The organism is Cohnella xylanilytica, assembly GCF_014212175.1.
In the GTDB taxonomy this organism is placed as follows: Bacteria; Bacillota; Bacilli; order Paenibacillales; family Paenibacillaceae; genus Cohnella; species Cohnella xylanilytica.
The window spans coordinates 39125-62632 of record NZ_JACJVR010000051.1 but is presented as its reverse complement, the minus strand read 5'-3'; the positions used below and the strand labels follow the sequence as shown (position 1 = coordinate 62632).

At 60.5% G+C, this 23508-nt stretch carries 22 protein-coding genes; 8 read left to right on the top strand and 14 right to left on the bottom strand.

Features of this window, described 5'->3' with window-relative positions:
* Both metG and yidD read right to left on the bottom strand, forming a co-directional pair.
* Window positions 1–1580: methionine--tRNA ligase (gene metG / locus H7B90_RS12915; RefSeq protein ID WP_185136295.1), on the bottom strand; the 1580-nt coding region annotated here is incomplete at its 3' end.
* A 402-nt stretch (window positions 1581–1982) separates the two neighbouring features.
* Window positions 1983–2237: a membrane protein insertion efficiency factor YidD gene (gene yidD / locus H7B90_RS12910; protein ID WP_185136294.1), complete on the bottom strand. Its 255-nt coding sequence runs from the start codon at window positions 2235–2237 to the stop codon at window positions 1983–1985.
* 177 nt (window positions 2238–2414) lie between these two features.
* On the opposite strand from yidD, the gene H7B90_RS12905 reads away from it, so the two are divergent.
* The gene (locus H7B90_RS12905) at window positions 2415–3281 is read left to right on the top strand and encodes a YitT family protein (RefSeq protein WP_185136293.1); all 867 of its coding nucleotides are present in this window, start codon (window positions 2415–2417) and stop codon (window positions 3279–3281) included.
* 95 nt (window positions 3282–3376) lie between these two features.
* Here the strand turns inward: H7B90_RS12905 and H7B90_RS12900 are convergent, their stop codons facing one another.
* The 3 genes from H7B90_RS12900 to H7B90_RS12890 form a co-directional block, all read right to left on the bottom strand.
* Window positions 3377–5329, bottom strand: a complete 1953-nt coding sequence (locus H7B90_RS12900) for a stalk domain-containing protein (protein ID WP_185136292.1) — start codon at window positions 5327–5329, stop codon at window positions 3377–3379.
* A gap of 227 nt (window positions 5330–5556) precedes the next feature.
* On the bottom strand, window positions 5557–5757 hold the full coding sequence (locus H7B90_RS12895; RefSeq protein WP_185136291.1) for a hypothetical protein: 201 nt from the start codon (window positions 5755–5757) through the stop codon (window positions 5557–5559).
* 79 nt (window positions 5758–5836) lie between these two features.
* Window positions 5837–6295 (bottom strand): hypothetical protein, encoded by a 459-nt coding sequence (locus tag H7B90_RS12890; RefSeq protein ID WP_185136290.1) that lies wholly within the window; start codon window positions 6293–6295, stop codon window positions 5837–5839.
* 160 nt (window positions 6296–6455) lie between these two features.
* Here H7B90_RS12890 and H7B90_RS12885 point away from each other — a divergent pair, with 160 nt between their 5' ends.
* The 6 genes from H7B90_RS12885 (at window position 6456) to H7B90_RS12860 (ending at window position 8583) form a co-directional block, all read left to right on the top strand.
* The gene (locus tag H7B90_RS12885; protein WP_185136289.1) at window positions 6456–6689 is read left to right on the top strand and encodes a spore germination protein; all 234 of its coding nucleotides are present in this window, start codon (window positions 6456–6458) and stop codon (window positions 6687–6689) included.
* On the top strand, window positions 6689–6931 hold the full coding sequence (locus tag H7B90_RS12880) for a spore germination protein GerPB (protein WP_185136300.1): 243 nt from the start codon (window positions 6689–6691) through the stop codon (window positions 6929–6931). Before H7B90_RS12885 ends, H7B90_RS12880 begins: the two co-directional genes overlap by 1 nt.
* A gap of 29 nt (window positions 6932–6960) precedes the next feature.
* Window positions 6961–7758: a spore germination protein GerPC gene (gene gerPC / locus H7B90_RS12875; protein ID WP_185136288.1), complete on the top strand. Its 798-nt coding sequence runs from the start codon at window positions 6961–6963 to the stop codon at window positions 7756–7758.
* The gene (locus tag H7B90_RS12870) at window positions 7755–7964 is read left to right on the top strand and encodes a spore germination protein GerPD (RefSeq protein ID WP_281421304.1); all 210 of its coding nucleotides are present in this window, start codon (window positions 7755–7757) and stop codon (window positions 7962–7964) included. Before gerPC ends, H7B90_RS12870 begins: the two co-directional genes overlap by 4 nt.
* On the top strand, window positions 7961–8362 hold the full coding sequence (locus H7B90_RS12865; protein WP_185136287.1) for a spore germination protein GerPE: 402 nt from the start codon (window positions 7961–7963) through the stop codon (window positions 8360–8362). Before H7B90_RS12870 ends, H7B90_RS12865 begins: the two co-directional genes overlap by 4 nt.
* Window positions 8363–8463: 101 nt before the next feature.
* A complete protein-coding gene (locus H7B90_RS12860) occupies window positions 8464–8583 on the top strand; it encodes a sporulation protein YjcZ (protein ID WP_185136286.1) in 120 nt (39 codons plus the stop codon).
* Between the two features lie 63 nt (window positions 8584–8646).
* Here H7B90_RS12860 and H7B90_RS12855 read toward each other — a convergent pair whose 3' ends face one another.
* Entirely contained in the window at window positions 8647–10341 is a 1695-nt protein-coding gene (locus tag H7B90_RS12855) for a PucR family transcriptional regulator (protein ID WP_185136285.1), read from the bottom strand.
* Window positions 10342–11141: 800 nt separating this feature from the next.
* Here H7B90_RS12855 and H7B90_RS12850 point away from each other — a divergent pair.
* Window positions 11142–12071 carry a transposase gene (locus H7B90_RS12850; protein ID WP_185136284.1) on the top strand — a complete coding sequence of 310 codons (930 nt, stop codon included), beginning with the start codon at window positions 11142–11144 and terminating at the stop codon, window positions 12069–12071.
* A gap of 869 nt (window positions 12072–12940) precedes the next feature.
* Here H7B90_RS12850 and H7B90_RS12845 read toward each other — a convergent pair.
* The 8 genes from H7B90_RS12845 to glgB form a co-directional block, all read right to left on the bottom strand.
* The gene (locus H7B90_RS12845) at window positions 12941–13477 is read right to left on the bottom strand and encodes a zinc ribbon domain-containing protein (RefSeq protein ID WP_185136283.1); all 537 of its coding nucleotides are present in this window, start codon (window positions 13475–13477) and stop codon (window positions 12941–12943) included.
* A gap of 107 nt (window positions 13478–13584) precedes the next feature.
* Window positions 13585–14307 (bottom strand): DUF1361 domain-containing protein, encoded by a 723-nt coding sequence (locus tag H7B90_RS12840; RefSeq protein WP_185136282.1) that lies wholly within the window; start codon window positions 14305–14307, stop codon window positions 13585–13587.
* Between the two features lie 232 nt (window positions 14308–14539).
* Window positions 14540–15523, bottom strand: coding sequence for an aldo/keto reductase (locus H7B90_RS12835; RefSeq protein ID WP_185136281.1), 984 nt, complete (start codon window positions 15521–15523; stop codon window positions 14540–14542).
* A gap of 22 nt (window positions 15524–15545) precedes the next feature.
* Window positions 15546–17552 (bottom strand): glycoside hydrolase family 15 protein, encoded by a 2007-nt coding sequence (locus H7B90_RS12830; RefSeq protein ID WP_185136280.1) that lies wholly within the window; start codon window positions 17550–17552, stop codon window positions 15546–15548.
* A 17-nt stretch (window positions 17553–17569) separates the two neighbouring features.
* Entirely contained in the window at window positions 17570–19006 is a 1437-nt protein-coding gene (gene glgA, locus H7B90_RS12825; RefSeq protein ID WP_185136279.1) for a glycogen synthase GlgA, read from the bottom strand.
* A gap of 165 nt (window positions 19007–19171) precedes the next feature.
* A complete protein-coding gene (gene glgD / locus H7B90_RS12820) occupies window positions 19172–20284 on the bottom strand; it encodes a glucose-1-phosphate adenylyltransferase subunit GlgD (protein ID WP_185136278.1) in 1113 nt (370 codons plus the stop codon).
* Window positions 20281–21447 carry a glucose-1-phosphate adenylyltransferase gene (locus tag H7B90_RS12815; RefSeq protein WP_185136277.1) on the bottom strand — a complete coding sequence of 389 codons (1167 nt, stop codon included), beginning with the start codon at window positions 21445–21447 and terminating at the stop codon, window positions 20281–20283. The genes glgD and H7B90_RS12815 overlap by 4 nt, the downstream gene beginning before the upstream one ends.
* 45 nt (window positions 21448–21492) lie before the next feature.
* Window positions 21493–23403, bottom strand: coding sequence for a 1,4-alpha-glucan branching protein GlgB (glgB, locus tag H7B90_RS12810; protein WP_185136276.1), 1911 nt, complete (start codon window positions 23401–23403; stop codon window positions 21493–21495).
* Window positions 23404–23508: the final 105 nt, after the last annotated feature.

The following is a 23508-nucleotide window of genomic DNA, read 5'->3' as shown; positions in this document are numbered from 1 at the left end:
CCCATCGATTCGGCGATCCAGGCGATCTCGTCCGCCATCTCGAGGCGCGGGAAGATCGGATCGCCCTTGGCGACGCGGGTGCCTTCCGGAATGCCGCGGTACGTCCGCAGGCTGTCCCAGGCGGTCGCCGCGCCCTCGGACAAGCCGAGCTGCGCCCAGATGCGCTTCGGCGTATGCGTCAGGAACGGCTGAATGAGGATCGAGACGATCCGCAGCGAATCGGCCAGGTGCCCCATGACGGAAGCGAGCTCCTCCCGCTTCGCCTCCTCCTTGGCGAGCGCCCAAGGCTTCGTCTCGTCGATGTACTTGTTCGTCCGGCTGACGAGCGTCCAGACGGCGGACAGAGCGACCGAGAACTCCATGCTCTCCATCGCCGCCTCGACCTTCTCCACCGTCTCCGCGGCGGTCCGCTCCAGATCGGCGTCGAACTCGGTCGATAAAGCTTCGTACGAAGGAACGACGCCGTCGAAGTACTTCTCGATCATCGCGACGGTCCGGTTGAGCAGGTTGCCCAGGTCGTTCGCCAGGTCGTAGTTGATGCGCTCGACGAAGTTGTCCGGCGTGAACGTGCCGTCGGCGCCGAACGGCACTTCGCGCAGCAGGTAATAACGCAGCGCGTCGAGCCCGTAGCGGTCGATCAGCTTCACCGGATCGACGACGTTGCCCTTCGATTTGGACATCTTGCCGTCCTTCATCAGCAGCCAGCCGTGCGCGAACACCTTCTTCGGCAGCGGCAGGCCGAGCGCCATCAGCATGATCGGCCAATAGATCGTATGGAAGCGCACGATCTCCTTGCCGACGAGATGGACGTCGGCCGGCCAGAACTTGCCGTACAGCGACTCGTCGTCCGACCCGTAGCCGAGAGCGGTAATGTAGTTCGACAGGGCGTCGATCCAGACGTAGATGACGTGCTTCGGATCGCCCGGCACCGGGATGCCCCAGTCGAACGTCGTCCGGGAGACGGCGAGGTCCTCGAGGCCCGGCTTGATGAAGTTGTTGATCATCTCGTTGCGCCTAGATTCCGGCTGGATGAACTCCGGATTCTCCTCGTAGAACGCGAGCAGCCGGTCCGCGTACTTGCTCATGCGGAAGAAGTAGCTCTCCTCCTGCACCCACTCGACCGGGCGGCCGCAGTCCGGGCACTTGCCGTCCACGAGCTGCCGTTCCAGGAAGAACGATTCGCAAGGCGTGCAATACCAGCCCTCGTAGCTGCCCTTGTAGATGTCCCCCTGCTCGAGCAGCTTGGCGAAAATCTTCTCGACCGACTTCTTGTGGCGAGGTTCGGTCGTCCGGATGAAGTCGTCGTTCGAGATCTCGAGCTTCTTCCACAGCTCCTGGATGCCGACCACGATGTCGTCGACGAACTGCTGCGGCGTCTTGCCCGCTTCCTGGGCCTTGCGCTCGATCTTCTGGCCGTGTTCGTCCGTGCCCGTCAAATACCTCACTTCGTAGCCGCGCAGCCGCTTGTAGCGCGCGACCGCGTCGCCGGCCACCGTCGTGTACGCGTGCCCGATGTGCAGCTTGTCGCTCGGGTAATAGATCGGCGTCGTCAAGTAGAACGTCTTGCCCTTGTCCGCCATGTCGTCCCATCTCCTTCGAGTATCGTGATTTTAATCCATCGCGGCAAAACATAAAAAGCCCCCGTCCGCCTGGGACGAGAGCTCCGCTCACGTGGTACCACCCAAATTCCCTTCTCCCGCCGGGCGGTCGAAGGCTCTTGAGGCCGAAGCTTCCTTCGGCCGGTCCGTTAACGCCGGACGCGCGCCGCCCCCTTACCCCGCCGCATCCCCTTCCCTCTACGCGAGAGTGAGGCCGGCAGCCGCTCGAAGGCGAATCCTCCGGGACCATCTTCCGCGAGAGACCCGTGCCGGTTCGCAGCTTCTCCGGCTCTCTGAGACAGGTCTTGCTCCGTACTTATCCCTTCATCGGAACGACGACTATTCATCTATTGGCCACAATATACCGGAATTCGCTCTCCCCTGTCAAGCCGTGCCGCTCTTCGCGCCGCTATTCGCGTCCTTGCGGGGCGGAACGGGGTCGAAGCCTCCCGGATGGAACGGGTGGCACTTGCAGATCCGCTTGGCCGCGAGCAGCGAGCCCTTCAGCGCGCCGTGCACCTCGATCGCCTCGAGGGCGTAAGCGGAGCAGGTCGGAGCGAACCGGCACGTCGGCGGCTTGAGCGGGGAGATGAACGTTCGGTAGAAGCGGATGGGCGCCTGCGCGGCTCGCCGAAGCACGGCTCTCCCTCCTCTGTCGTTAGAAGTCGTATCCGGTTATGCACCCGGTTGCTCTCCTCTTATCATGCTCCTTCCCGGCGCGTTCGTCAAATGGGCGGGAATAACGCCGAGGCGGATTGCGCACACTGCCGGAAGCGACAAGACATTTCCGGCTGCGTCGGAGAATGGAGGACGGCCGTGCCCAGAGCGCATAAGAAGATGTCCAAAACCGATTATCTGCTCAAATTCGTGTTTATCACGATCGGAGCCGTCGCGATGGCCGTGGCGCTCGAGGAATTCCTCGTCCCGAACGACATCATCGACGGGGGCATCACCGGCATCTCGATCATCCTCTCGAAGCTGACCCATTTGCCTCTCGGCATCTTCCTCTTTTTCATCAACCTGCCCTTCCTCATCCTCGGCTTCAAGCAGATCGGCAAGACGTTTACGTTCTCCACGTTATACGGCATCGCCGTCATGTCGGTGTCGACCTCGCTGCTCCACCATGTCCCTCCGTTCACGAGCGAGAAGCTGCTCGCGCTGGCGTTCGGCGGCGTCCTGCTCGGCGCGGGAGTCGGGATCGTGCTGCGGTTCGGAGGCTCGCTCGACGGCACGGAGATCGTCGCGATCATTCTGTCCAAGAAGCTGCGGGCGTCCGTCGGGCAGATCATCATGATCATCAACGTCTTCATCTTCGCCGCGGCCGGCTTCGTGTTCGGGTGGGATTCGGCGATGTATTCGGTGTTCGCCTACTACCTGGCGACGAAGCTGATGGACGTCGTCGTAGAAGGCTTGAACGAGTCGAAGTCGGTGACGATCATCTCCCGCGAGCACGAGGAGATCTCCGACGCGATCGTGCACCGGCTCGGGCGCAGCACGACTTTGCTGTACGCCAAGGGCGGCTACAGCAAGGACGACACGCAGATGATCTACTGCATCGTCACGAGGCTCGAGGTCGCCAAGCTGAGATCGATCGTCCACGAGATCGACCGGAAGGCGTTCATCGCGATTCAATCGGTGTCCGAGGTGCTCGGCGGCGACTTCCAGAAGAAGGACATCCATTGACGAAAAAAAAGGACCGCCTCCAAGCCCCCGGAGGGACTTGGCTGCGGTCCGTTCGCGCTGTCGCTTCGCCAAGCCGCGATGCGGCTTGCTCGCTATTACGCGTTAGGTTCCTTCAGCGGGATGAACACGATGTTCATCGGCAGATTCGAGCCGAGCGCGGTCAGGAAGCTGATCTCGACCGTCTCCGCGTGAGCCCCGGTGCGGTACAGGACGCAAGCCTGGTTCGGGTTCTGCAGCAAGCTCGAGTTCGAGACCATGACCGCCGTGTCGTTAATCTTGAACACGCCCGAGTATACGCCGCCGCGCCCGTTCGCCGCGATCAGCGTGTTCGGCTCGACCTGCACCGTCATGTGGTACAGGACGCCGAAGTTGCCCCAGTTGTTCTCGTAGATGCCGTTGAGCATATCCCGGCCGTCGAGGGCGGGGTCGTTCTTGTGGTCGCCGAACAGGATGCGCTGCGGCGTGCCGCCCAGCTTCTCGCTGACGGTCACTTCGCGGTCGGCGCCTTGGAACGTGCCGCGGATGTGCTTGCCGTCGCGGGGAAGGTTGCCGAACGATTCCATCGCCTCGAGCGGCGCGCGTCCGTCCTGCTTCATCGCGAACAGCGTGAACTTGACCGGAGCGGAAGCGTTCAGATCCGCGTAAGCGGAGAATACCTGGTTCATCTTCAGCGGCTGGTCCCCGAGCTGAGTCATGACCAGCTTCGTCTCGCCCGGAGCGAGCGTCGTCGAAGAAGTCGTGCCCGTGCGCTTCGACTCGAGGTAACGCTCCGCGGCCAGCTTGCCGGTCCACAGGCCGAACGTGTTCGGACCGGCTTGCGCGGCGGCGCCCAGGTTGACGGTCGCCGTCTCGGTTCCTTCGTTCGTGGCGGCCAGGTAGATCGTCAGCGGATCCGTACCGATGTTCTGATGATAGATGAACAGGCGGAAGTCGCCGGTCATCGTGTCGCGGTACAGGATGCCTTCCTTGGTCATGTCCTCCGGGCTGTTCGAGGCGATCAGCGCGCGGTCCGATACGGTGTACGTATAAGGGACGAGGGAGTACTTCAGGACGCCCGGTCCGTCGATCTCGAACTTCTCGCCGACCGGCGTGAACCGTTCGTTGAACTCCACCTCGTTATACATAACTTCCGGAGAGATCGTGATCGTCTTGCCGTACTCGGAGACGAGGCCGTGCTTGTCGGTCACCTTCAGCGTGATTCGCTGCTCGCCGGGGACGAAGAAGGCCGGCTTGTTGTTCGTCCACTCGGAGGACGCGATCGCGTTCTCGTCGTCCGTGGACTGGTCGACGTATTGGATCGGCTCGCCGATCTTGTACGTGTCCTTCTCGGTCGAGAACATCGCTTGCGGCGGCTGGTTCGCCGGCAGCACGTTCACGGTGACCGAGTACGGCTCGCTCCATTCGCCGGCGGCGTTCTGCACCCAGCGGGTGATCGTATGGGTTCCCGGCTCGGCGAACACCGTCTCCTTGCCTTCCCAACGCTCGTTCGTTATGTATTCGGCGTTGGTCGATCGGCTCGTGTACGTGACGGTCGTCTGCGTCGCGTAAATCTCCGTCTGGTCGACCGTGAAGTCGGCCGTCGGATTCTTGAACGTTTTCCATTCCAGGCGGATCTCCGTCTTGGACGCGGTCAGGTTCGATCCCGTGGCGGTCGCCCAAGCACGAACCGGAATCATCAGGCTGTTCTTCTGGACGAACGGAACGCCCGCGATCATCGTCGCCGCGCCGTTCACCGTATAGCTGGCCTGGCCGAACTTCCAGCGGATCTCGTTGCCGTTGGCCGTGACGATCGATTCCTTCGTCGCGCTATCGAAGCGAATAGGGTAGCCGTAACGGGCCGCCAGCATGCTGAGCGGGGCGTAAGAGACGCCTTTGACCGCGACGGTCGGCTGGGCGGCCGGATAAGAGACGCCGTTCAGCGACACGTTCGCTTTATTGAGATACAGAATAAGCGTATTCGCTCCGGCCCCGGCGCCGGCCGCTTGGGCCAACGAGCCGGAAGTAATGACTAAAGATAATAATAAGAGCAGGGTAAAACATTTTCTCATCGGTACATCTCCTTTGGTTCGGTTAGAAGGGGGCTATTGGCGCGTCGGAATTTCGTACGGCCCTATTATAAACGTACATTCCCTATGAAAAGTTGCGTTCTAAAGCCGTATCGCGGCAAACAAATTAGGCCCGCAGACGCAAACAAGGGCCGCCGGGAACTGCCCCGACGGCCCCATTCGACGCGCTATGCCAAGCTCTCAGGTCCGATCGTTGGGACCGGACGGCTTCAGGCGAACCATCGATCGACCACGAGCACCATCGCGACGAACGACAGAACCGAGCCGACCATGAACAAGCTTCCTTGCCGCTTGCGCTGCTGGAAGAACCGCAGCACGCCCAGGCTCAGCAGCGATCCGACCAACAGAATGAAGATGACCCCCGTCACGAACAGCCCGGGCGATACGTTCGATACGTCCGTCAGTTCCACTTCCCGAATCCTCCCTTGTCCGCTTGGCGAACGTCCGCTCTTCCGCGGACGACGCCGTCCTTCTTGCATTATAACGGATTCAGGAGCGGATGAACAATTCCACCTCGTCCCGATCGACCGGCCTCCGGCGGAATTTGACGGTCATTCGGCCGTTTTTCCAGGCCGCCTTGCCGGAACGGGGCAGAATCAGGCAGGGGAGCCGGACGATTTTATTGCGGCCGTCGGGAAGTCCCGTGATTTTCAGCCTGTCCGCCGTGGCGAACAGCCTGATCTCCTTCTGGGAAGCGTTCGGGGGAAGGGCGAGCCGGACGAGGACGTGCTTCTCGTCCTTCGACGTCTCCGTCCGGATCGTCCGCTCCTCTTCCCGGCGAGGCAGGCGCTTCGAGCTCTCGAGGATGTTCTGAACGTACTGGTTCAGCCAGGAATTGTCGTTCGCCCGCTCCCATTGCTCGGCCAGCTTCCAAGGCAGTTCCTTCCCGAGCCATTTCTGGATCTCTTTGAAGTCCGGAAGCGGTCCGCTGTCGAAAAATGATGTCATGGCTTTCACCCTTTGTTTTTCATGCGACAGCATATGCTTCGCCTATGCCGCGGGTGAGCGCCGGCAGCGCCGCGGCGGTTCTCTCCCCCGCGGAAGAACATCTGGGCGTTCGCCTTCATACACTGAAGCATGACGCCAATTCAAAGGAGTCGTCCCGCCTATGCCAAGCATTATCGGAGCCGTCAAAATTCTCAGCGTGGGTTCAAGCGGAGTCGTTCTTTTCGGAGATTGCCTTCAAGTGAATCCTTCCAGCACCAACAAATCGTATGCCGGCGCAGGCTCCTTCTTGACCGGCGACTTGCCGCGGTCGAATAACGCGGTCAGCGCCACCAACACGAACGACCCCGATGTCTTCGATGCGAACGACAATCAAATGGATGGCGGTGTCGTATGATCCAATGGAATATTCATCAGCAGATCACGATAAACCAGCTGCGGGTCGATGCCGTAACGAACTCTTCCGTCCTGCAGATCGGAAGCGCCGGCAGCATCTCGTCGTTGTCCCAGCTGTTCAACACGGGAGGGTTTACCGGCCCCGCTCCCCAACTGACCGGGGAGCAGATCGCCCAGACGAGCACCAACGCCGTGGCGCTCGTTCCTTTTCCGAACCCGACCCGCACGCTGCCTGACCGGTAGTCCCGGTACGGACGAAGGAGGTGATCGCCGTGAACAACCCTTGGTACGGCTATTCCGCTTCCCCGGATGCCCAGCTGCTGTTCCAGCGGATTCAGGAGCTGGAGCAGAGGCTGGAGCAGTCCATTCAACGCACCGAGCAATTGGAGAAGGAGTTGGCGGAGCTTCGCAGCAAACCGCCGATCCACGTCGAATACCATTTCGATCAACTGAAAGTGTCGAGGCTGGACGGAACGCTTAATATCGGACTGTCCCCGCAGGCGATGAAGGACATCGAATCGTTCGAGGTGCCCGCTCCCGGAATGTGGGCGGAGCCCTCTTCGCCCGCTTCTCCGACAGGTGCCCCGACAGGCGCTCCGACAGGCGCTCCGACCGGTTCCCTGGCCGACTCGCCATTCTTCCAGCCGACCGGTTCGCCGGCTGGTTCGACGGGCATGGCGCCCGGAGGCCAGATGACGACGGAGATTCCGTTCGTCCAAGGAGCCGGTACGGCCGATCAAGCGGGCCGAATCCGACGCCTTCAGCAGGAAGCCGACGACGATCTCGCGCGGAACGGCCACGAGCTGGTGGATCGGCTGGGCGGGCAGCTTCAAGTCGAGATCGACGCCGAGCACCGGCGGTTGATGGTCGACGACATCCGGTCCCAGCTGAACCGGAGGGTGCAGCATTACGGCCGGGCCGTTCCTTATCCGGCGAACGGCAGCGACGAGGAGATGCGTGCGTGGGAGAGAACCGTTCTGGACAAAACGATGAAGGACGTCCGCATCGCCATCACGAACTACTTGCGGAATTTCAGGCGGCCGGACACCGGACAGGAGACGAGCGGATGAGAAGTCCATACCTCGAGATGAACGTGACCAACGGCCCCGTTACCGTAGGGGTCATTAAAGTAACCGGCGTGGCGAGCGCTTCCTCGATGCTGATCGGCGATTCCGATTCGTTCGTTCTGCATTCGTTCTTCGATACGCCCCCGGAATCCGTTATCGTCGGACCTATGGTGCCTCTGCCCGAAGTTTCGGAGGAAGAAGAGACATGAACGCGGGGGATCGTTACGTCTTCGTCGGCTACGCCTTCTTGAATTCGTTGTCCTCCTCGTCCGTCCTTCAATTCGGAGACACGATCGACTCCGTCAACATGAAGGATTGGGTCCTCGCCATCCAGCGGAGGAAGGCGAACTTCTACCGCGACGAATTGGCGTACTCCTCTTATAGCCTGTTTTCCTTGCCGAAGCTGGTTCCGACGAGTTCGCCGCCGGTCCGGTTCTCGTCCTGCTCGAGGAACGGCCGGATCCAGGTCGGATCGAGCCGGATCACGGGCGCCTCCAGCTCCAGCCTCGTCCGATACGGCAACGGAGGAGGCCCCGTTGCGGCCGAATCGAGGATCGTCAATATCCGGCACTTTAACGCCGGGGCACCCGCTGATTTTCGCGAATAGGTTTATGCAACCGGTATAAACGTACAGGAGATCCGTCTAACCGCGCATATCCTGACATTGTGATACGACATCACGCACAATCGACTCGGGAGGGTTGCACGATGGGTTATCCGGTTGCGGGCACGGGTTGCGGTCCGGTATACGGCGGCTATGGCACGGCTGCCTTCGCGCTTGTTCTCTTTATCCTGCTGGTTATCATCCTTCGCGCCGGCTGGATCTGAACGAGATCCGGCTTCCCTGACTAACGCCTTGCCGGCGGCGGCCGGCAAGGCGGTTTTACCCTCTCAGCCCGTTCCGGAAGACCCCGGCGTTATTTGACCGAGCTTAAGCGATAACTGCAGCTGCAGCCGGTCTTCCGGATCGTCCAGGGAGACGCCCAGAATGCTCTGGATTTTATCCAGTCGATAGACGACCGTGTTGTAATGCGCGAACAGCTTCTCCGAGGTAAGCTTGATATTGCCGTTGCAGCGGAAAAACATCTCGAGAGTCTCCACGAGGCGGCCTCCCCCTTTCCGGTCGGCTTGCTGGAGCGGAGCCGAGAAGCGCAGCAGGAACTGCTCCCTCTCCTCGCTGGACGGAATCAGGTATAACAACGAATACACGCCGAGCCTGTCGTAGGTGACCGTATCGCCGGCCAACCCGCACACCTCGGCCACTTGTCGCGCCCTTCGGGCTTGGGACAAGCTGGCGGGAAGCCGCTCCGGCCGGTCGGCGACCCTTCCCGCGAACAGGCGCAGCTCCTGGTCGCCGAGAAGCGCCCTCAGTTCGGCGAGCAGCCTCTGCAGAATGCCGGACGCCGAGGATTCGGCTTGATAGTCCAGCCGGACCGTCTCCGGCACCGGAACGATAAGAGCGAGATCGCCGCCGATGGGAGCGGCCATCCAGGCGTCAAGCGACCGCAGCCGTTCCGAACGGAGCCGGCGGGCCAGCTCGCGCAGCTTGTCGGGAGTCTGCTCGGTCCGCTCCCCAAGACCGACCAACACCGCGCAGAGCGGCGTCTGTTCCGGCAGCGTGCAGCCGCATACCTCCGCGCGCAGCTTCCAATCGTGCTCGGACACGATACGGCCGGACAACCAGTCTTGCAGGAATTGATCCAAGTATTTGCCTTCGACCTCCCGCACCGCTTCCATATTGGCAAGCTCCATGCCGATTAGGGCCGACAGCCGTTCGACGCTTAACATATCGAGCGGCGAGATCTCCCGGTTGCGCTCGAGCAGAACGAGACAAGCTTCCTTCGCCCTCCTCGCCGGGATCGGACATACATACGCGCGATAACCGTTCTGCAGCGTCGCGAACCCTCCGTCGGACAGTCCCCGCCCTGCCTGGCGGAACGATAGCGCCTGCACGACGGGCCAAGCCTCCATCGAATCCGCGGTCCGAAGTCCCTCGGACAGCCATGGCTTATCCGGCTCGCGAACGATCGCCACCGGGTTGCCGAGCGTCGTCTCCAGCGCGTCCAGCAAGCCGTACAGCCCGCTTCCTTCCAGAAGGAGCCGGCTCATGCTCTGGATCCGGGTCTGCAATTCGGCCAGTTGAGCCGCTTCCAGAGCCAGAATGCGTTCCATTACCGCCCTGACGACGTCGGACAACGAGAGGTCGGAGGGAAGCGCCAATAGCGGCAATCCGTGCTTATCGGCTTCCGCCAGCGCATCCGCGGGAACCTCGTCCAAGCTCCGCACGGTCATTCCCAGCGCCGCGACGCCTCTCCGGGCCAACTCCGGAATAAGCTGCCGGGCCCGTTCCGGCTCGTCGGACGAGGGGTACCCCGCCGCGACCAACAAGTCCCCCGGGCGAACCCACGGAAGCAGATCCGTCGACTCCATGACGTTCGCCCTGCCGATCGCCGCGTGGACGCCCTTATCCCCTGCGATCAGTCTCGCATGCCCCAAATGGGGGAGATCCAACAGATCCTTGACGGTAAACAAGCTCGGCTCCGGGCGGTTGCCGGATGCGGGTTCTTTGCGCGGTATAGCAGCCATGACCATTCCTCCTTATTTACGTCGCTGATATCGGCGGCCCTCGGTGTCGCCCTCTGCCAACTTCGTCGCGTCAATTAATATAACGAATTTCTTGTACATCAATTGATGATCATTTTATATGTAATATTTTATAACATATTTAATCAATTGTCTTTATGGCATTTTTCCAAACTTATGATTATGTTTTGCCCCTATCTCCGTATTGCCCTTATGTATCCTTCGATTTGAGTGACGTAATCTCACACAAACAACCTTCATTCTGTTTTGACTTTTATTCTCCTCCTTATTGGAGCAACCGTTTCCTCGATAAACCCCACTATTTTCCGACACTCGCCTGCCCCCTCCTCTTCACCCCCTCTGCATATCTGTTATCCCTTCTGCTCAGAATCACCCGTTCGAGCGCGATTCGCCTCCTCGTCAGTGGCGCCAATATCCCATCGCCTCAGTTGCCCCTCCGCCACCCCCGACTCCGACTCCCTATACCATTATCCCAACGACTCAGTTCGGCCATACTCTCCGCCGCTCCGGCTTCGACTTCGTATGCCATTATCCCAACGACTCAGTATTCTCGTTCTCCACCCTCTCAACTCCGTTGTCCCGCCCCACTATCCCCTTCTCTCAGTCTCGCCCCCCAGATGCCACTGTCATTATCCCTCCCCCTCAGTCCCCCCCTTTTTCCACCGCCTTCAACGTCGAACTCCTCATAAAACTTACATTATTTTGGTATTTGTGTTTGACAAAAGAACATACGTTCGTTAAAATAGAAATAAGAACATACGTTCTTCGTGGAGGTGGCTTTCGTGATTTCGGAAGATTGCTCTTTCGCAGATTTTTGCCGGCGGTTCGATACCGAGCAAGCCTGCGCCGACGCGCTGTTCCACGCCCGGTGGCCCGACGGCTTCCGCTGCCCCTCCTGCGCCGACTCCCGTTACTATCGGATCTCGACCCGCCGATTGCCTCTATATGAATGCGCCCATTGCGGCCTCCAGACGTCGATCATCGCCGGCACCGCCATGGAAGGAAGCTCGACCTCCCTTACCCGCTGGTTTCAGGCTCTTTTCTTGCTCTCTCAGCCCTCCGGGATCAGCTCTCTTCGCCTGTCCAAGATCATCGGCGTCACGTACAAGACCGCCTGGCTCATCTCCCACAAGCTCCGCCACGCCATGCAGCGGGCCGATGCAAGCGAGACGCTCGCGGGGACTGTACGCGTTCAACCCTTTCATTACGGATCGCTCTTCTTCCTCGACAGCCGCCAGCCTCTGATCCTGGGAGCTTCGGTTAACGAGCAGAACGAACCCACCCATGTGAAAATCAAGCAACCCCACCCGAACCACGTCGACAACGAGCAAAGATCGGTTCTTAGGTTCGGATTGGACGCGTTCGAGAAGGTTCATACCGACAGGCAACAGGTGACGCACCACACGCGCGCGGACAAATCCCTCCCCGTGTTCAAGCGGCTTCAATGGTTCGTCGGGGCTTGGCTGAACGACACGTTCAACGGCATCGGCGCCAAGCATCTGCAGGCGTATTTGGACGAGTTCGCCTTCCGGGTCAATCTGAAGCTTCGCAGCGTTCCAGCGTTCGACGCCTTGCTCGGTTGGTGCGCCTCAACGCCGACGATTATTTATAAGGAACTGACCAAGGACCGGCCGGTTCTCCCCGTTCCGTGGCGGATGTGGGGCAGCCGCTCGAAGTGGAGGGGCCGGCATCTCCGACTCTGGACGGCTTAATCGATTCGGATGTTTTATAACTTTTTTTCCCGCACTTGTTCCCATCAATTCATCTCCCTTCTCCAAGCAACCGGGCTCTCTTATATAACCATCCGTTAAGCAATCACCTTGAACGAACGAGATAAGATAGCTTAGAAATCCCGACACGTATCACGAAGATTAATCGATTGCCATCAACTTCGTTTAGACTGCACTTTTGTCGCGAACGAATGCAGTGTCAACTTGCCGCTAATAGCACATCCCTCATTCCCTGAATGATTGGGATAATGGCACAAAATTGCGTGGAGGACAGCGCAGGAATTGTAAATGAATTACAAATGCAAATTTAGCCTGTAGCGATGGGATAGCAGGATGGGCAATCGGCGCAAGAGTATGGCGATGTAGTAAGCGCGAGCAGGTGAACGAATATTCAGTTAGTACGTGCAGGCGGGAAGTGTCTGGATAGAGCGAGTTGGCTTCGGGGATGTAGACGAGGGAACTTTCTGTTAAAGCGTAATTAAAGTGCGGGAAATGTTCTGTTAGAACTTGTAGGTTCGAAATTACTCTGCTAGTACGGAAAGTGTGGAACGTTCTGTTCGAGAGTATTAGTGCCGGAGGATTCTGTTAGTGTAAGTACGCGAGATTCTATTAGTGTAAGTACGCGAGACACTGTAAGTGTGTAAGTACTTGAGTTAGTGTAAGTCGGTAATGGGCAGTTCGGGTGTGTAATGTGTTAGTAGGATTTTTAATAAAAAGCCTGCGCCTGAGTCAAGGGGATAATGGCACGCGAGAGGGGAAAGCGATATAGCCCGCCAGCCGTGGTGCTAAAAAATGGTAAATAACGTCACCCCGGGCAAACCAGGGCGGCGTTATGCGTGTCGTAATACCGATCAGGAATGAACCGGGCGGCCGCAATCCGGGCAAAAGCGAGATTCCGGCTGCAGCGCGGATCCGCACCCTTCGCAGACATGGTTGACTTCCACGTCGACCACGACGGATTCGGCTTCTTCGGAAGCCTTCTCTTCTTCGGGATCCGGAAGAACCTCGACCGGGACGGGAACCGGTTCGGGGAACTTGTTGCCGCAGGAAGGGCAGAACTTCGTGTCGTAGGGGACCGTCTGCCCGCATTCGCAATCCTTCTCGTTGCGCAGCTCGCGAATGCGCTCTTCCAATCCCGCGATCTCCTTCCGGATGCCGGCGATCGCTTCGCATTCGGGGATAACCATCCCTTCCGCCAGCGACAAATCCTTCTTCAAGTATGCTTCAAAAACGGCTTCGCCGATATGCGCGAATCGCTTGTCGATCTCTTTGCGCTTGCCGGAGATCTGCGTGTGGAGCTTCGTAATCTCCACTGTCTGCTGCGCCTTCTCCGTAGCCGTCGAAACCCCCTTGCTCACGGTCTCCGTTAGCTTCTTCAGAAAACTCATGTGCTCCGCCTCCATTCACGTTCTATTATCCCATACGTCGATTCATTCGTCACGGTTCCGAAGGTCTTATATTCAAATTTCTTCCGATAACAAGGCTACATAAAGCTCTAACTTTCCTGCCGCGCCGGACTTCCGTGACGAATCAGCCGCAGGCTGTTCAATGACAAGTAAACGATCAGAATCAGCATGCCGAACAAGGCCGTAAAGATGGCGCCGTGGCGGCCCAAGCCTTCCAACACTCCGTCGATTAACCGGAACGGGCTGAACAGCGCATCCCAACTGTTAAGCCGAATGACCCGGCCTAAATAGACGCCGAAGCCGCCCAGAAACGAGACGACGACGATGAACAGCCAGCCGAAAGCTTCGCCAGCGTAATGCCGAACGATCGAGTGAAAGTGAAACATAGAGATGTAACCGAGCAGAAGCCCGCACCACGAAAACAAGAAAAAGATAATCAAGTCGTACCAGAGGACGAGAGAATCTTGAGCCCCTACCCAATCATATGGGGAGTCGACGATAAGATGAATAAAGTCCGTCGTCAAATATGGCGCATTCGGGTACAAAAGCAACCAGGCGACCCCGAGGATGACGAGCGAGACCGCCAGACCCGCTCCCCGAAGCACCTTCGACAATCCGGATGCCGCCATCGACACGATCAAGGGCAACCAAGCCAAGAACAAGTTCCAGAGCAGAAATCCGTAGCTTACGAAATCCAACCGGTAAGCCCGCACCGCGAGCAGTATTACGCACAGAACGGACATGCCGCATAACACGAAAAAGACGGGTACGAACAGCGACGGCACGGCCGGAGCCGGATTGCGACGTTCCAATAGAGTGCCTCCTTTATTTCACCGCCTCATCGCGGAAAAATGCATGGTTGGATCGAGCCAACGTCGCCGACCCGCGATCGAGAGGGGAAGGGTCGCAGCTTTGAATGGCTCGGAGCGATTTCTCTTCTGTAAATACAGGATTACAAAGAGAAAAGTTGCGTAATCGGCGAAAAAAAAGAAGGCGAAGAAGCTCTTCGCCCTCTCGCCCCCGCTCGATCGCGCCTTATGCTCCTCAGTAGGCGCCGCGGATATGCTCCCGTACCTCTTCCTCGTAAAACGCGCGAATCCGGTCCTTCTCCTCATTCGTGAATGAAGGAACGTTACGGGCCGCCAAGTTGTCTTCGACTTGCCGGACGTTCTTGAAGCCGGGGATGACGCAAGAGATCTCCGGGAAGTCGAGAATCCAGCGCAGCGACGCGCGCGTCAGGCTCTCTCGGCCTTCGGCAATCCACGCCAGCCCTCTCGCCAAGGCGACGCCCTTCTCGAACGGCAGTCCGGCGAACGTCTCGCCGACGTTGAATTGCTCGCCGTTGCGATTGAAGCTGCGGTGGTCGCCAGCCTCGAAGGTGGAGCCTTCAGTGAACTTGCCGGTTAGCAAGCCGCTCGCCAGCGGGAGCCGAACGAGCAGCCCCGCCTCGCGTTCCCGGGCTCTCGGGAACAGCTCGTCGATCATTTTCTGCCGGAAAAGATTAAAGATGATCTGCAGCGCCTGCACGCCCGGCTGCTCGAGACAGAACAAGCCTTCCTCCACCGTCTCGACGCTGACTCCGTAGGCGCGGATCTTGCCTTCCGCCTGCAGCTTGTCGAGCACGCCGAAGATCGAGCCTTCCTTCAGAATGGCCAGCGGCGGGCAATGAATCTGATACAGATCGATCGTCTCGCGCTCGAGCCGCTTCAGGCTCGCTTCGCACCACTCTCTCACTTGGCGTTCCGAATAGGTCGCGGGGTCATGGATATCGCCGGCCCGGCAAAACTTCGTGGCGATGTGGATCCGGTCTTCCTTGCCCTTCGTCGCCTTCGCCAGCAGCCTCTCGCTGCGACCGTCGCCGTATACGTCGGCCGTATCGAAGAAGTTGACGCCTTCGTCGATCGCCTTATCCAAAGCGCGAAGAGATTCGGCTTCGTCGGTCTGTCCCCACGACCCGCCGATCGCCCACGTGCCGAAGCTGATCTCGCTCACTTGCAATCCCGTTCTTCCCAGCGGCCGATACTTCATGTCGTCTTCGTCTCCTCTGCAATCATATGGAAGCGCTATTCTTCTCCCATTCTAGCAGAGATACGGCTCCCGACGCCAACTGCTCCCGCTTGCGAACATACTTGCACACGCTGCTGACGTACGTGGCGTGCGACCAAGTGAGCGGCGCGACGGACAACGGGGTTCCGTCGAGCGGATGGAGCTGCTCCGGCAGGTTGCCGCCTTGAAGCGTATGCCGCGTTACCTTCTCGAGCGCGAGCCGCGGAGCTTCCAGATCCTCCAGCCTCTTCGCCGTCTCGATCTGGAAGTTCGCCACCCAGAGCGTGCAGATGATCCACGGGTTGCCCGGCACCCGGTCGACGTCCGCGCTCTGCTGGAAATAATAATCGTTCGTGTAGCGGGCGATGCCGCCCACTTCCGTCTGCACGGCGAGGCCTTGGGCGATCGCGTTCATCGTGCGCGTCACTCGCTCGTCGTCGGCGGGAAGCACGCCGAACTCGAACAAGCCGAACAGGCTGCTCTCCAGCGTCATGTCCTTCGTCCAGACGCCGTCCCGCTGCACGAGCCCGCGGGCGAACCGGCCCGCCTCTTCGTCCCACAGATGGTTGATCATCCCCATCTTCATCCGCTCGGCCACGTTGCGATAGCGGTCGCTCCGCTCGTAATCCCCGAACAGGTCGGCGAAGTAAGCCGCCGCCATCAACCCGCCGTATACGGAAGCCGTCGTATACGTCCAGATGCCGTAGCGTTCCTCCCACAGGTCGTAGCTCGGCAAGGGCAGCCCCAGCGACGGCTCCACGAAGTCGCACAGGAACGACGCCGCTTTGCGGACGAGCGTCGGGTAAAGGGCCTGCGACAGCTCGATCTCTCCTTGCCGCTCGTAATCCTTCCAGAGCGCGAACAGCACGAGAGCCGTCTCGTCCTCCTGAATCGGCAGGCGCGGGCTTCCCTGGACGACATAGGGGTGCCAGCTCGAGCCGACCGTCCCGTCCGGGTTGTACTTGTGGTACAGGTACCCTTCCGGCGAGAGCGCCCGGTTGCAGAAGTCGAAGAACGGGGCGATCGTCCCATGGTAGCCGGCCAGCGACATCGCGTCCGCGATGAGCGCCCCGTCCCGCGGCCACATGTAGCTGTAATGGTCGCGGTTGTATTGCAGGATGTCGGTATCGTTCGCCGCCAGAATCGCGCCCCGCTCGTCGATCTGCGTCCGCACGATGAGCAGGCTGTGCTTGAACAGCCGGACGACGTCCGGCGGCAAATCGCCGAAGTCGGAGCCGACCTTGGACAGCCAATTGTTCCAATAGATGACGATCCGGCTGAGCAGCTTCTCCGGATGGCTCTCCTGCACATACTGGTCGAGCCGCTTCACTTCCTCCAGGTCGGTGCCGACCGACATCCAGTAATAGAACGTGCTGTCGCTTCCGGCCGGAACGTCCGCGCGGAAGCTGATCGTGCTGTCGACCGACCCTTGGGCGATCGCGTTGCCCATGAGCTCCCCGTCCTCGGCGTCTCTCCAGGTGCCCTCGGCGGAGTGGAATCTTTTGATCCCGGTGGAGAACTGGTAGATCCCTCCTCCTTGGGATCGACCGTTAAACATGAAGTAGGAGGACCGCTTGTAATGGAACACGGTCCGGTTGCCCGGATAGAACGCGGCGGTATCGCCGACCTCGTTCCCGTCGATCATCAGGTCCTGGTGGAAAAACACCCGCACCTCCCGGGTCTCCCCCGTCAAGTTGCGAACGACGACCCGCTTGATGTAGATCGTCTCCCGCTGGTGGATGCCGTCGTTGATGTGCAGCTCGAGGCCGAGCTCGTCGTGGCGGGCGATCACGTTCGTGACGAGCGAATTGTCGATGTAGCCGAGCTCGATCGTCCAGCCCGGATCGTCGAGCCAGACGAACTTGCCTCCGCACCAGACCCCGAAACGGCAAATCTGACCTCCGATATGGTTCAGTTGTCCGACATAAGGGAAATAGAGATCCCTCAAGAAGCAGTGTTGGTCCAGATTCATCAACATTTTGCCGTTGCCGATGACGAGGTGACGTGCCATTATGACCTTCCCCTTCCTTATATGGCGAGCTCGCGGTACAGCCGTTCGTATTCGAGGGCCGACTCATCCCATCCGTATTCCTTCTTGGCTCCGTTGGCGACGATGCGCGCCCAGGCTTCTTCGTCCCGGTAGAAGGCCAGCGCCCTCCGGACGGTGTACATGAGATCGTGCGACGAAGCGGGCCCGAAGCTGAAGCCGTTGCCCTCCCCCGTGTATTCGTTGTAGGGTTCGACCGTGTCCCGCAGCCCTCCGGTCTCCCGAACGATGGGCACCGTGCGGTAGCGCAGGGAGATGAGCTGACTCAGCCCGCAAGGCTCGAAGCGCGACGGCATGAGGAACATGTCCGACGCGGCGTAGATGCGCCTGGCCAGCCCTTCGTTGAAGCCGAACCAGGCGAACAGCTTGCCCGGATACCGGGAAGCCGCGTCCCGCAGCATGCCTTCGAAGTGCGGATCCCCCGAGCCTAGCACGACCAGTTGAACCGGCTCGGCCATCAGCTGGGGCAGCGCCTCCCCGATCAGGTCGAACCCCTTCTGGGAGACGAGCCGGGAGACGACGCCGAGCATCGGGATGCTCTCGCCCTCCGGCAGCCCGAATTCCCTCTGCAGCGCAAGCTTGTTGCGCCTCTTCTTCGCGAGCGAATGGCGGTAGCGCACCTCCAGATGGGGATCGGTCATCGGATCGTAGCTCGCCGTGTCGATGCCGTTCAGGATCCCCCTAAGATCGCCCGCCCGCTGGCGGAGCACGCCGTCCAGCTTCTCGCCGTACTCCCAAGTCTGGATCTCGCGGGCATAGGTCGGGCTGACCGTCGTCAGCTTGTCCGCGTACCGCAAGCCCGCCTTCATGCACGAGCCCGCGCCGTAAAACTCCATGCCGTCCTCCGTGAACAGCTCGTCTCCCGCGGACAGCAGATCCTTCAGCAGCTCGCGCGAGAAGACGCCTTGGTACTGAAGATTATGAACGGTGAACACGGTACGGACGCCGCGCAGCGCGGGATAATGCGAATACCGCGTCCGCAGCAGCAGCGGTATAAGCCCCGTCTGCCAGTCGTGGCAGTGAACGATGTCGGGCAGCTCGTCCTTCCCGAGGCGGACGAGAGCCTCGAGAACGGCGAAGCAGAAGAAGGCGTAGCGTTCCGCCTCTTCGTCCCCGTAGCCGTACAAGTACCCTCTTTTGAAAAAATATTCGTTGTCGACGAGCAGGAACTTCACCCCGTCTACCATCGTCTCCTGAAGCCCGCAGTACTGCGCACGCCAGCCGAGACGGACGTCGAAGACGTCCTTCGGGACCGCTCCTTCCGTGATCTCGCGGGGAATCGCCCCGTACTTGGGCAGCACGACGGTCACGTCCACCCCCCGTTCCGCCAGCGCCTTCGGCAGCGAGCCGACGACGTCCGCCAGCCCTCCGGACTTGACGAGGGGCACCGCCTCGGACGCCGCGAACCAGACCTTCATCGAATCCCTCCCAAGCAATTGAATGGACTTCTCGAAACGACGGTATCAATCGGCCATATAAAATGGCAGGTGAAGCGGCCGTATGAAAAAGCAGTATGAATCGGCAGTATGAATTGCAGTATGAATTGCAGTATGAATTGCAGTATGAAACGTCGCTCCGCTCCGTTAAATGACATTCCGCTTGAAGGCGAGATACGGCTGGTCGGACGAGCCGCGCAGCGTCTGCAACTGGCGAATCTCGACCTCCTTGTCGAGAATGCAGTTCTCGAGCGAGCCGCCCTCGCCGATGATCCCGTTCTGCATGACGATGCTGTTGCGCACGACGGCCCCCTTGCGCACCTTCACCCCGCGGAACAGGATGCTGTCGTGAACCTCGCCCTCGATCTCGCAGCCGTTGGCGACGAGAGAGTGCTTCACGACCGAGCCGCCTCGGTACCGGGTCGGCGGTTCGTCCTTCACCTTCGTGAAGATCGGCCCCGGACGGAAGAACAGCCCGTTCCATACCTCCTGATCGAGCAGCTCCATGCTGTGGCGGTAATACGACGGCACCGTGTTGACCACTCCAAGGAAGCCTTCGTGCAGGTACGCGCCGACGTTCAGCTCGCCGAGCCGCGGGAGGATCGCATGCCGGACCAGGTGGTCCCTGCCTTGCGCGAGCGACGTCTCGACGAGGTCGATCAGCAGTTCCTTGCGCATCACGTACATCTCCATCGAGACGAGATCGCTGGCCAGGCGCCCGAAGTGGTCCTGCATCTCCACGATCCGCCCGTTCGCGTCCGTCTTCACCTTGCGGGTCAGCCCCGTCCGGGCTTGCGGCCATGGCTTGCAGACGACCGTAATGTCGGACCCGCGCTCCCGATGCTCCTCGAGCACGCGGGAGAAGTCGAGGTTGCACACCATGTGGCTGCGAGCGACGACCACGTACTCGAGCGGGCTGCGCGCGAAGTAGTCCCGGTGGCGGTAGAACTGGTACAGATCCCCCTTGCCGAAGTCCGTCATGTCCTCCAGCGCCGGAGGCAGCACGAACAGGCCGCTCTGCTTCCGGTGCAGGTCCCAGTTGCTTCCCGAGCCGAGGTGGTCCATCAGGGAGCGATATTTGGTGTGAGCGAATATCGCCACCTTCGGAATGCCGGAGTTGACCATCGAGGAGAGCACGAAGTCGACGAGCCGGTACCGCCCTCCGAACGGCACGGTCGCGAGGCACCTCCCGGCGGTCAAGGACCCCATCTCCTCCGTCTCGTGGATCAGGTTGATGACGCCCATCATCGGCAGCTTCATAGCGGCTTCGCCTCCAGTATCGGATTCTCGGCTTGCACGACGTCTCCGCTGCCGACGACCGCGATCTCGGCCGAATCGACGCTGCCGACCCGGCAGCCCCCTCCGACGACGGCGCCCTCCCCGACGATCGCGCGGATGACGCGGGCGCCCGGCCCGACGACCGCGTTCGGCATAATAACCGAGTCCTCGATCAGCGACCCGGCTCCGGCCTTCACTCCGTGGAACAGCACCGATCGGTTGACGTCTCCTTCGATGACGCACCCTTCGTTGACGAGCGAGTCCTTCACGCTCGCGCCGGGAGCCAAATATTGCGCGGGGCGGTTCGGGTTGACCGAGAAGATGCGCCACTCGCGGTCGTTCAGGTTCAGCGCCGGCTCCTCCTCGAGCAGATCCATGTTCGCTTCCCACAGGCTCTCGATCGTGCCGACGTCCTTCCAATAGCCCTCGAAGCGATGCGAGAACAGCCTCGCCCCTTCGCGGAGCAGCTTCGGAATGACGTTCTTGCCGAAGTCGTTGGCCGAATGGCCGTCGGCTTCATCCTGGACCAGCGCTTCGCGCAGCACCGGCCAGGAGAACATGTACACGCCCATCGAAGCGAGATTGCTCTTCGGCTGCTTCGGCTTCTCCGCGAACTCGACGACGCGCCCTTCCTCGTCGACGCTCAAGACGCCGAAGCGGCTCGCGTCGGCCCACGGCACCGGAATGACCGCGATGGTGGCGTCCGCCCGGTTGCTTTTGTGCGAATCCAGCAGCTTGCCGTAATCCATCTTGTAGATGTGATCGCCGGATATGATCAGCACGTACTCGGGATCGTACCTCTCGATGAAGCCCATGTTCTGGTAGATGGCATTCGCCGTCCCCTTGTACCAGACGCCGCCCTTCTGCCTGACGTAGGGAGGCAGCACGTGCATCCCCCCTTCCCGGCGATCCAGCCCCCATGGGCTTCCGATGCCGAGATACTGATTCAGCACGAGCGGCTGGTACTGCGTCAGCACGCCGACCGTCTCGATGCCCGAGTTCACGCAATTGCTGAGCGTAAAATCGATAATGCGGTACTTGCCTCCGAAATGAACGGCCGGTTTGGCCAGGTCCTTGGTCAAGACGCCGAGCCGGCGGCCTTCCCCTCCCGCCAGCAGCATGGCGATGCATTCGTTGCGGCGCATAGATTATCTCCTCTCTCTACGGTAATTCCGTGCTTGCCTGGGGACTTACTCGACCGCAAGCCGCTCGGGCTCCAGCAGCAGGAAGGACAGCGCGGGAAGCGGGATCTCCAGGCTGAACGGCTGTCCGTGCAGCGGCTTCCGCGCCGCCTTGGCCTGTCTCGGAACCCGGCAGCCGGTTCCTCCGTAGCCGGGGGCGTCGCTGTTCAGGATGACGCGGTGGACCGCGCCCGTCGGCACGCCGATCCGGAAGGCGGGATACGATTGCCGGGAGAAGTTGCAGACGACGACGAGGTGACGCCTCGGATCGCGGGCTCTGCGCACGTAGGAGAGCACCGATTGCGCCGCGTTGTCCGCGTCGATCCACTCGAAGCCGTCGGGGGCGTGATCCCTCTCCCAGAGCGCGTCTTCAGCCGCGTACAGGGCGTTCAAATCCCGGACGTATCGCTGCATCGCCTCGTGAAGCGGATATTGCAGCAGGACCCAATCCAGCCCTTCGGCGTCCTTCCATTCGTCGAACTGGCCGAACTCGCCTCCCATGAACAGGAGCTTCTTGCCGGGGTGCGTCATCCAGTAGCCGTAAAACAAACGCAGGTTGGCGAATTTCTCTTCGTACGATCCGGGCATCTTGTTCAACAAGGAACGTTTGCCGTGGACCACTTCGTCGTGGGACAGGGGCAAGACGTAATTTTCGGAGAAGGCGTACAGCAATGAGAAGGTCAACAGGGAATGCTTGGCGGAGCGCTGGGAGGGATCGGTCTCCATATAGCGGAGCGCGTCGTTCATCCAGCCCATGTTCCATTTGTAGTTGAAGCCGAGGCCGCCGAGGTAGGTGGGAGATGTGACGCCGGGCCAGGCGGACGAATCCTCCGCGATCATCAAGGTGTCGGGGAAGTAGCGGAAGACCGTCTCGTTAAGCTTGCGAAGAAAATCCAGAGCGTCGAGATTCTCGCTTCCTCCGTGCCGGTTGAGAACGTGCATCGAAGGAGGCTTGTCGAAATGAAGGTCGATCATGCTGGCGACGGCGTCGACGCGAAGGCCGTCCAGATGGAAGACGTCCAGCCAGAATATCGCGTCCGAGATGAGGAAGCTCTGGACCTCGGCCTTGCCGAAGTCGAAGGCGAGCGTGCCCCACAGCGGCTTCTCCGCGATCCGCGGGTCCGCGGGCTCGTAGAGCGGGGTGCCGTCGAACAGGCGCAAGCCGTGGTCGTCCTTGCAGAAGTGGCCGGGCACCCAGTCGAGGATGACGCCGATCCCGCGGGCGTGGCAGCGGTCGACGAGCGCCTGCAGCCCTTCGGGCGGCCCGTATCGGCTCGTGGCCGAGAAGTAGCCGGTCGCCTGGTAGCCCCAGGACCGGTCGAGCGGGTGCTCGGTCAGGGGGAGCACCTCGATGTGCGTGTAGCCCATCGACGCGACGTAGTCGACCAATTCGTCCGCCAATTGGGCGTACGTCCGGAACCGCTCGGGGGCGTCCAGCCGCCAGCTGCCCAGGTGCGCCTCGTAGACGAGCATCGGCCTCTCGTAAGGCGGATGGCGCCGCTTCCTCTCGGCCCATTCCCCGTCTTGCCAGCGGTAGCGGTCCAGCCGGGCGACGATCGAGGCGGTCCCCGGCCGCAGCTCCGAGCGGAACGCGTACGGGTCGGCCTTGAGCCGGGTCCGGCCGTCGGCGCCGACGATCTCGTACTTGTAGGCGGCGCCTTCGCCGACGCCGGGAACGAAGCCGGCCCACACGCCGGTCGTGCCGAGCCGGGCCAGCGAGCAGCCTTCGCCGGCCCACCCGTTGAAGTCCCCGGCGACGCGGACGTCGCGAGCATTCGGAGCCCACACCGCGAACCGCACCCCGGCGACGCCGTCGGATACATGCATATGCGCGCCCAAGGTCCGATACGCGTGGAAAAGCCGGCCGTGATTGAATAAATACAGAATGTCCGGAGCAAGAAGCGGGGTGACTGCGGTCATGCCTGGGGCACCTCCTTCGCCAGGGGAGCAAGGAATGTCGATTGACATTGGGTTAACGCAGAGTTAACAATTTGTCAACATTCCTTACAATTAACGCGGATAATA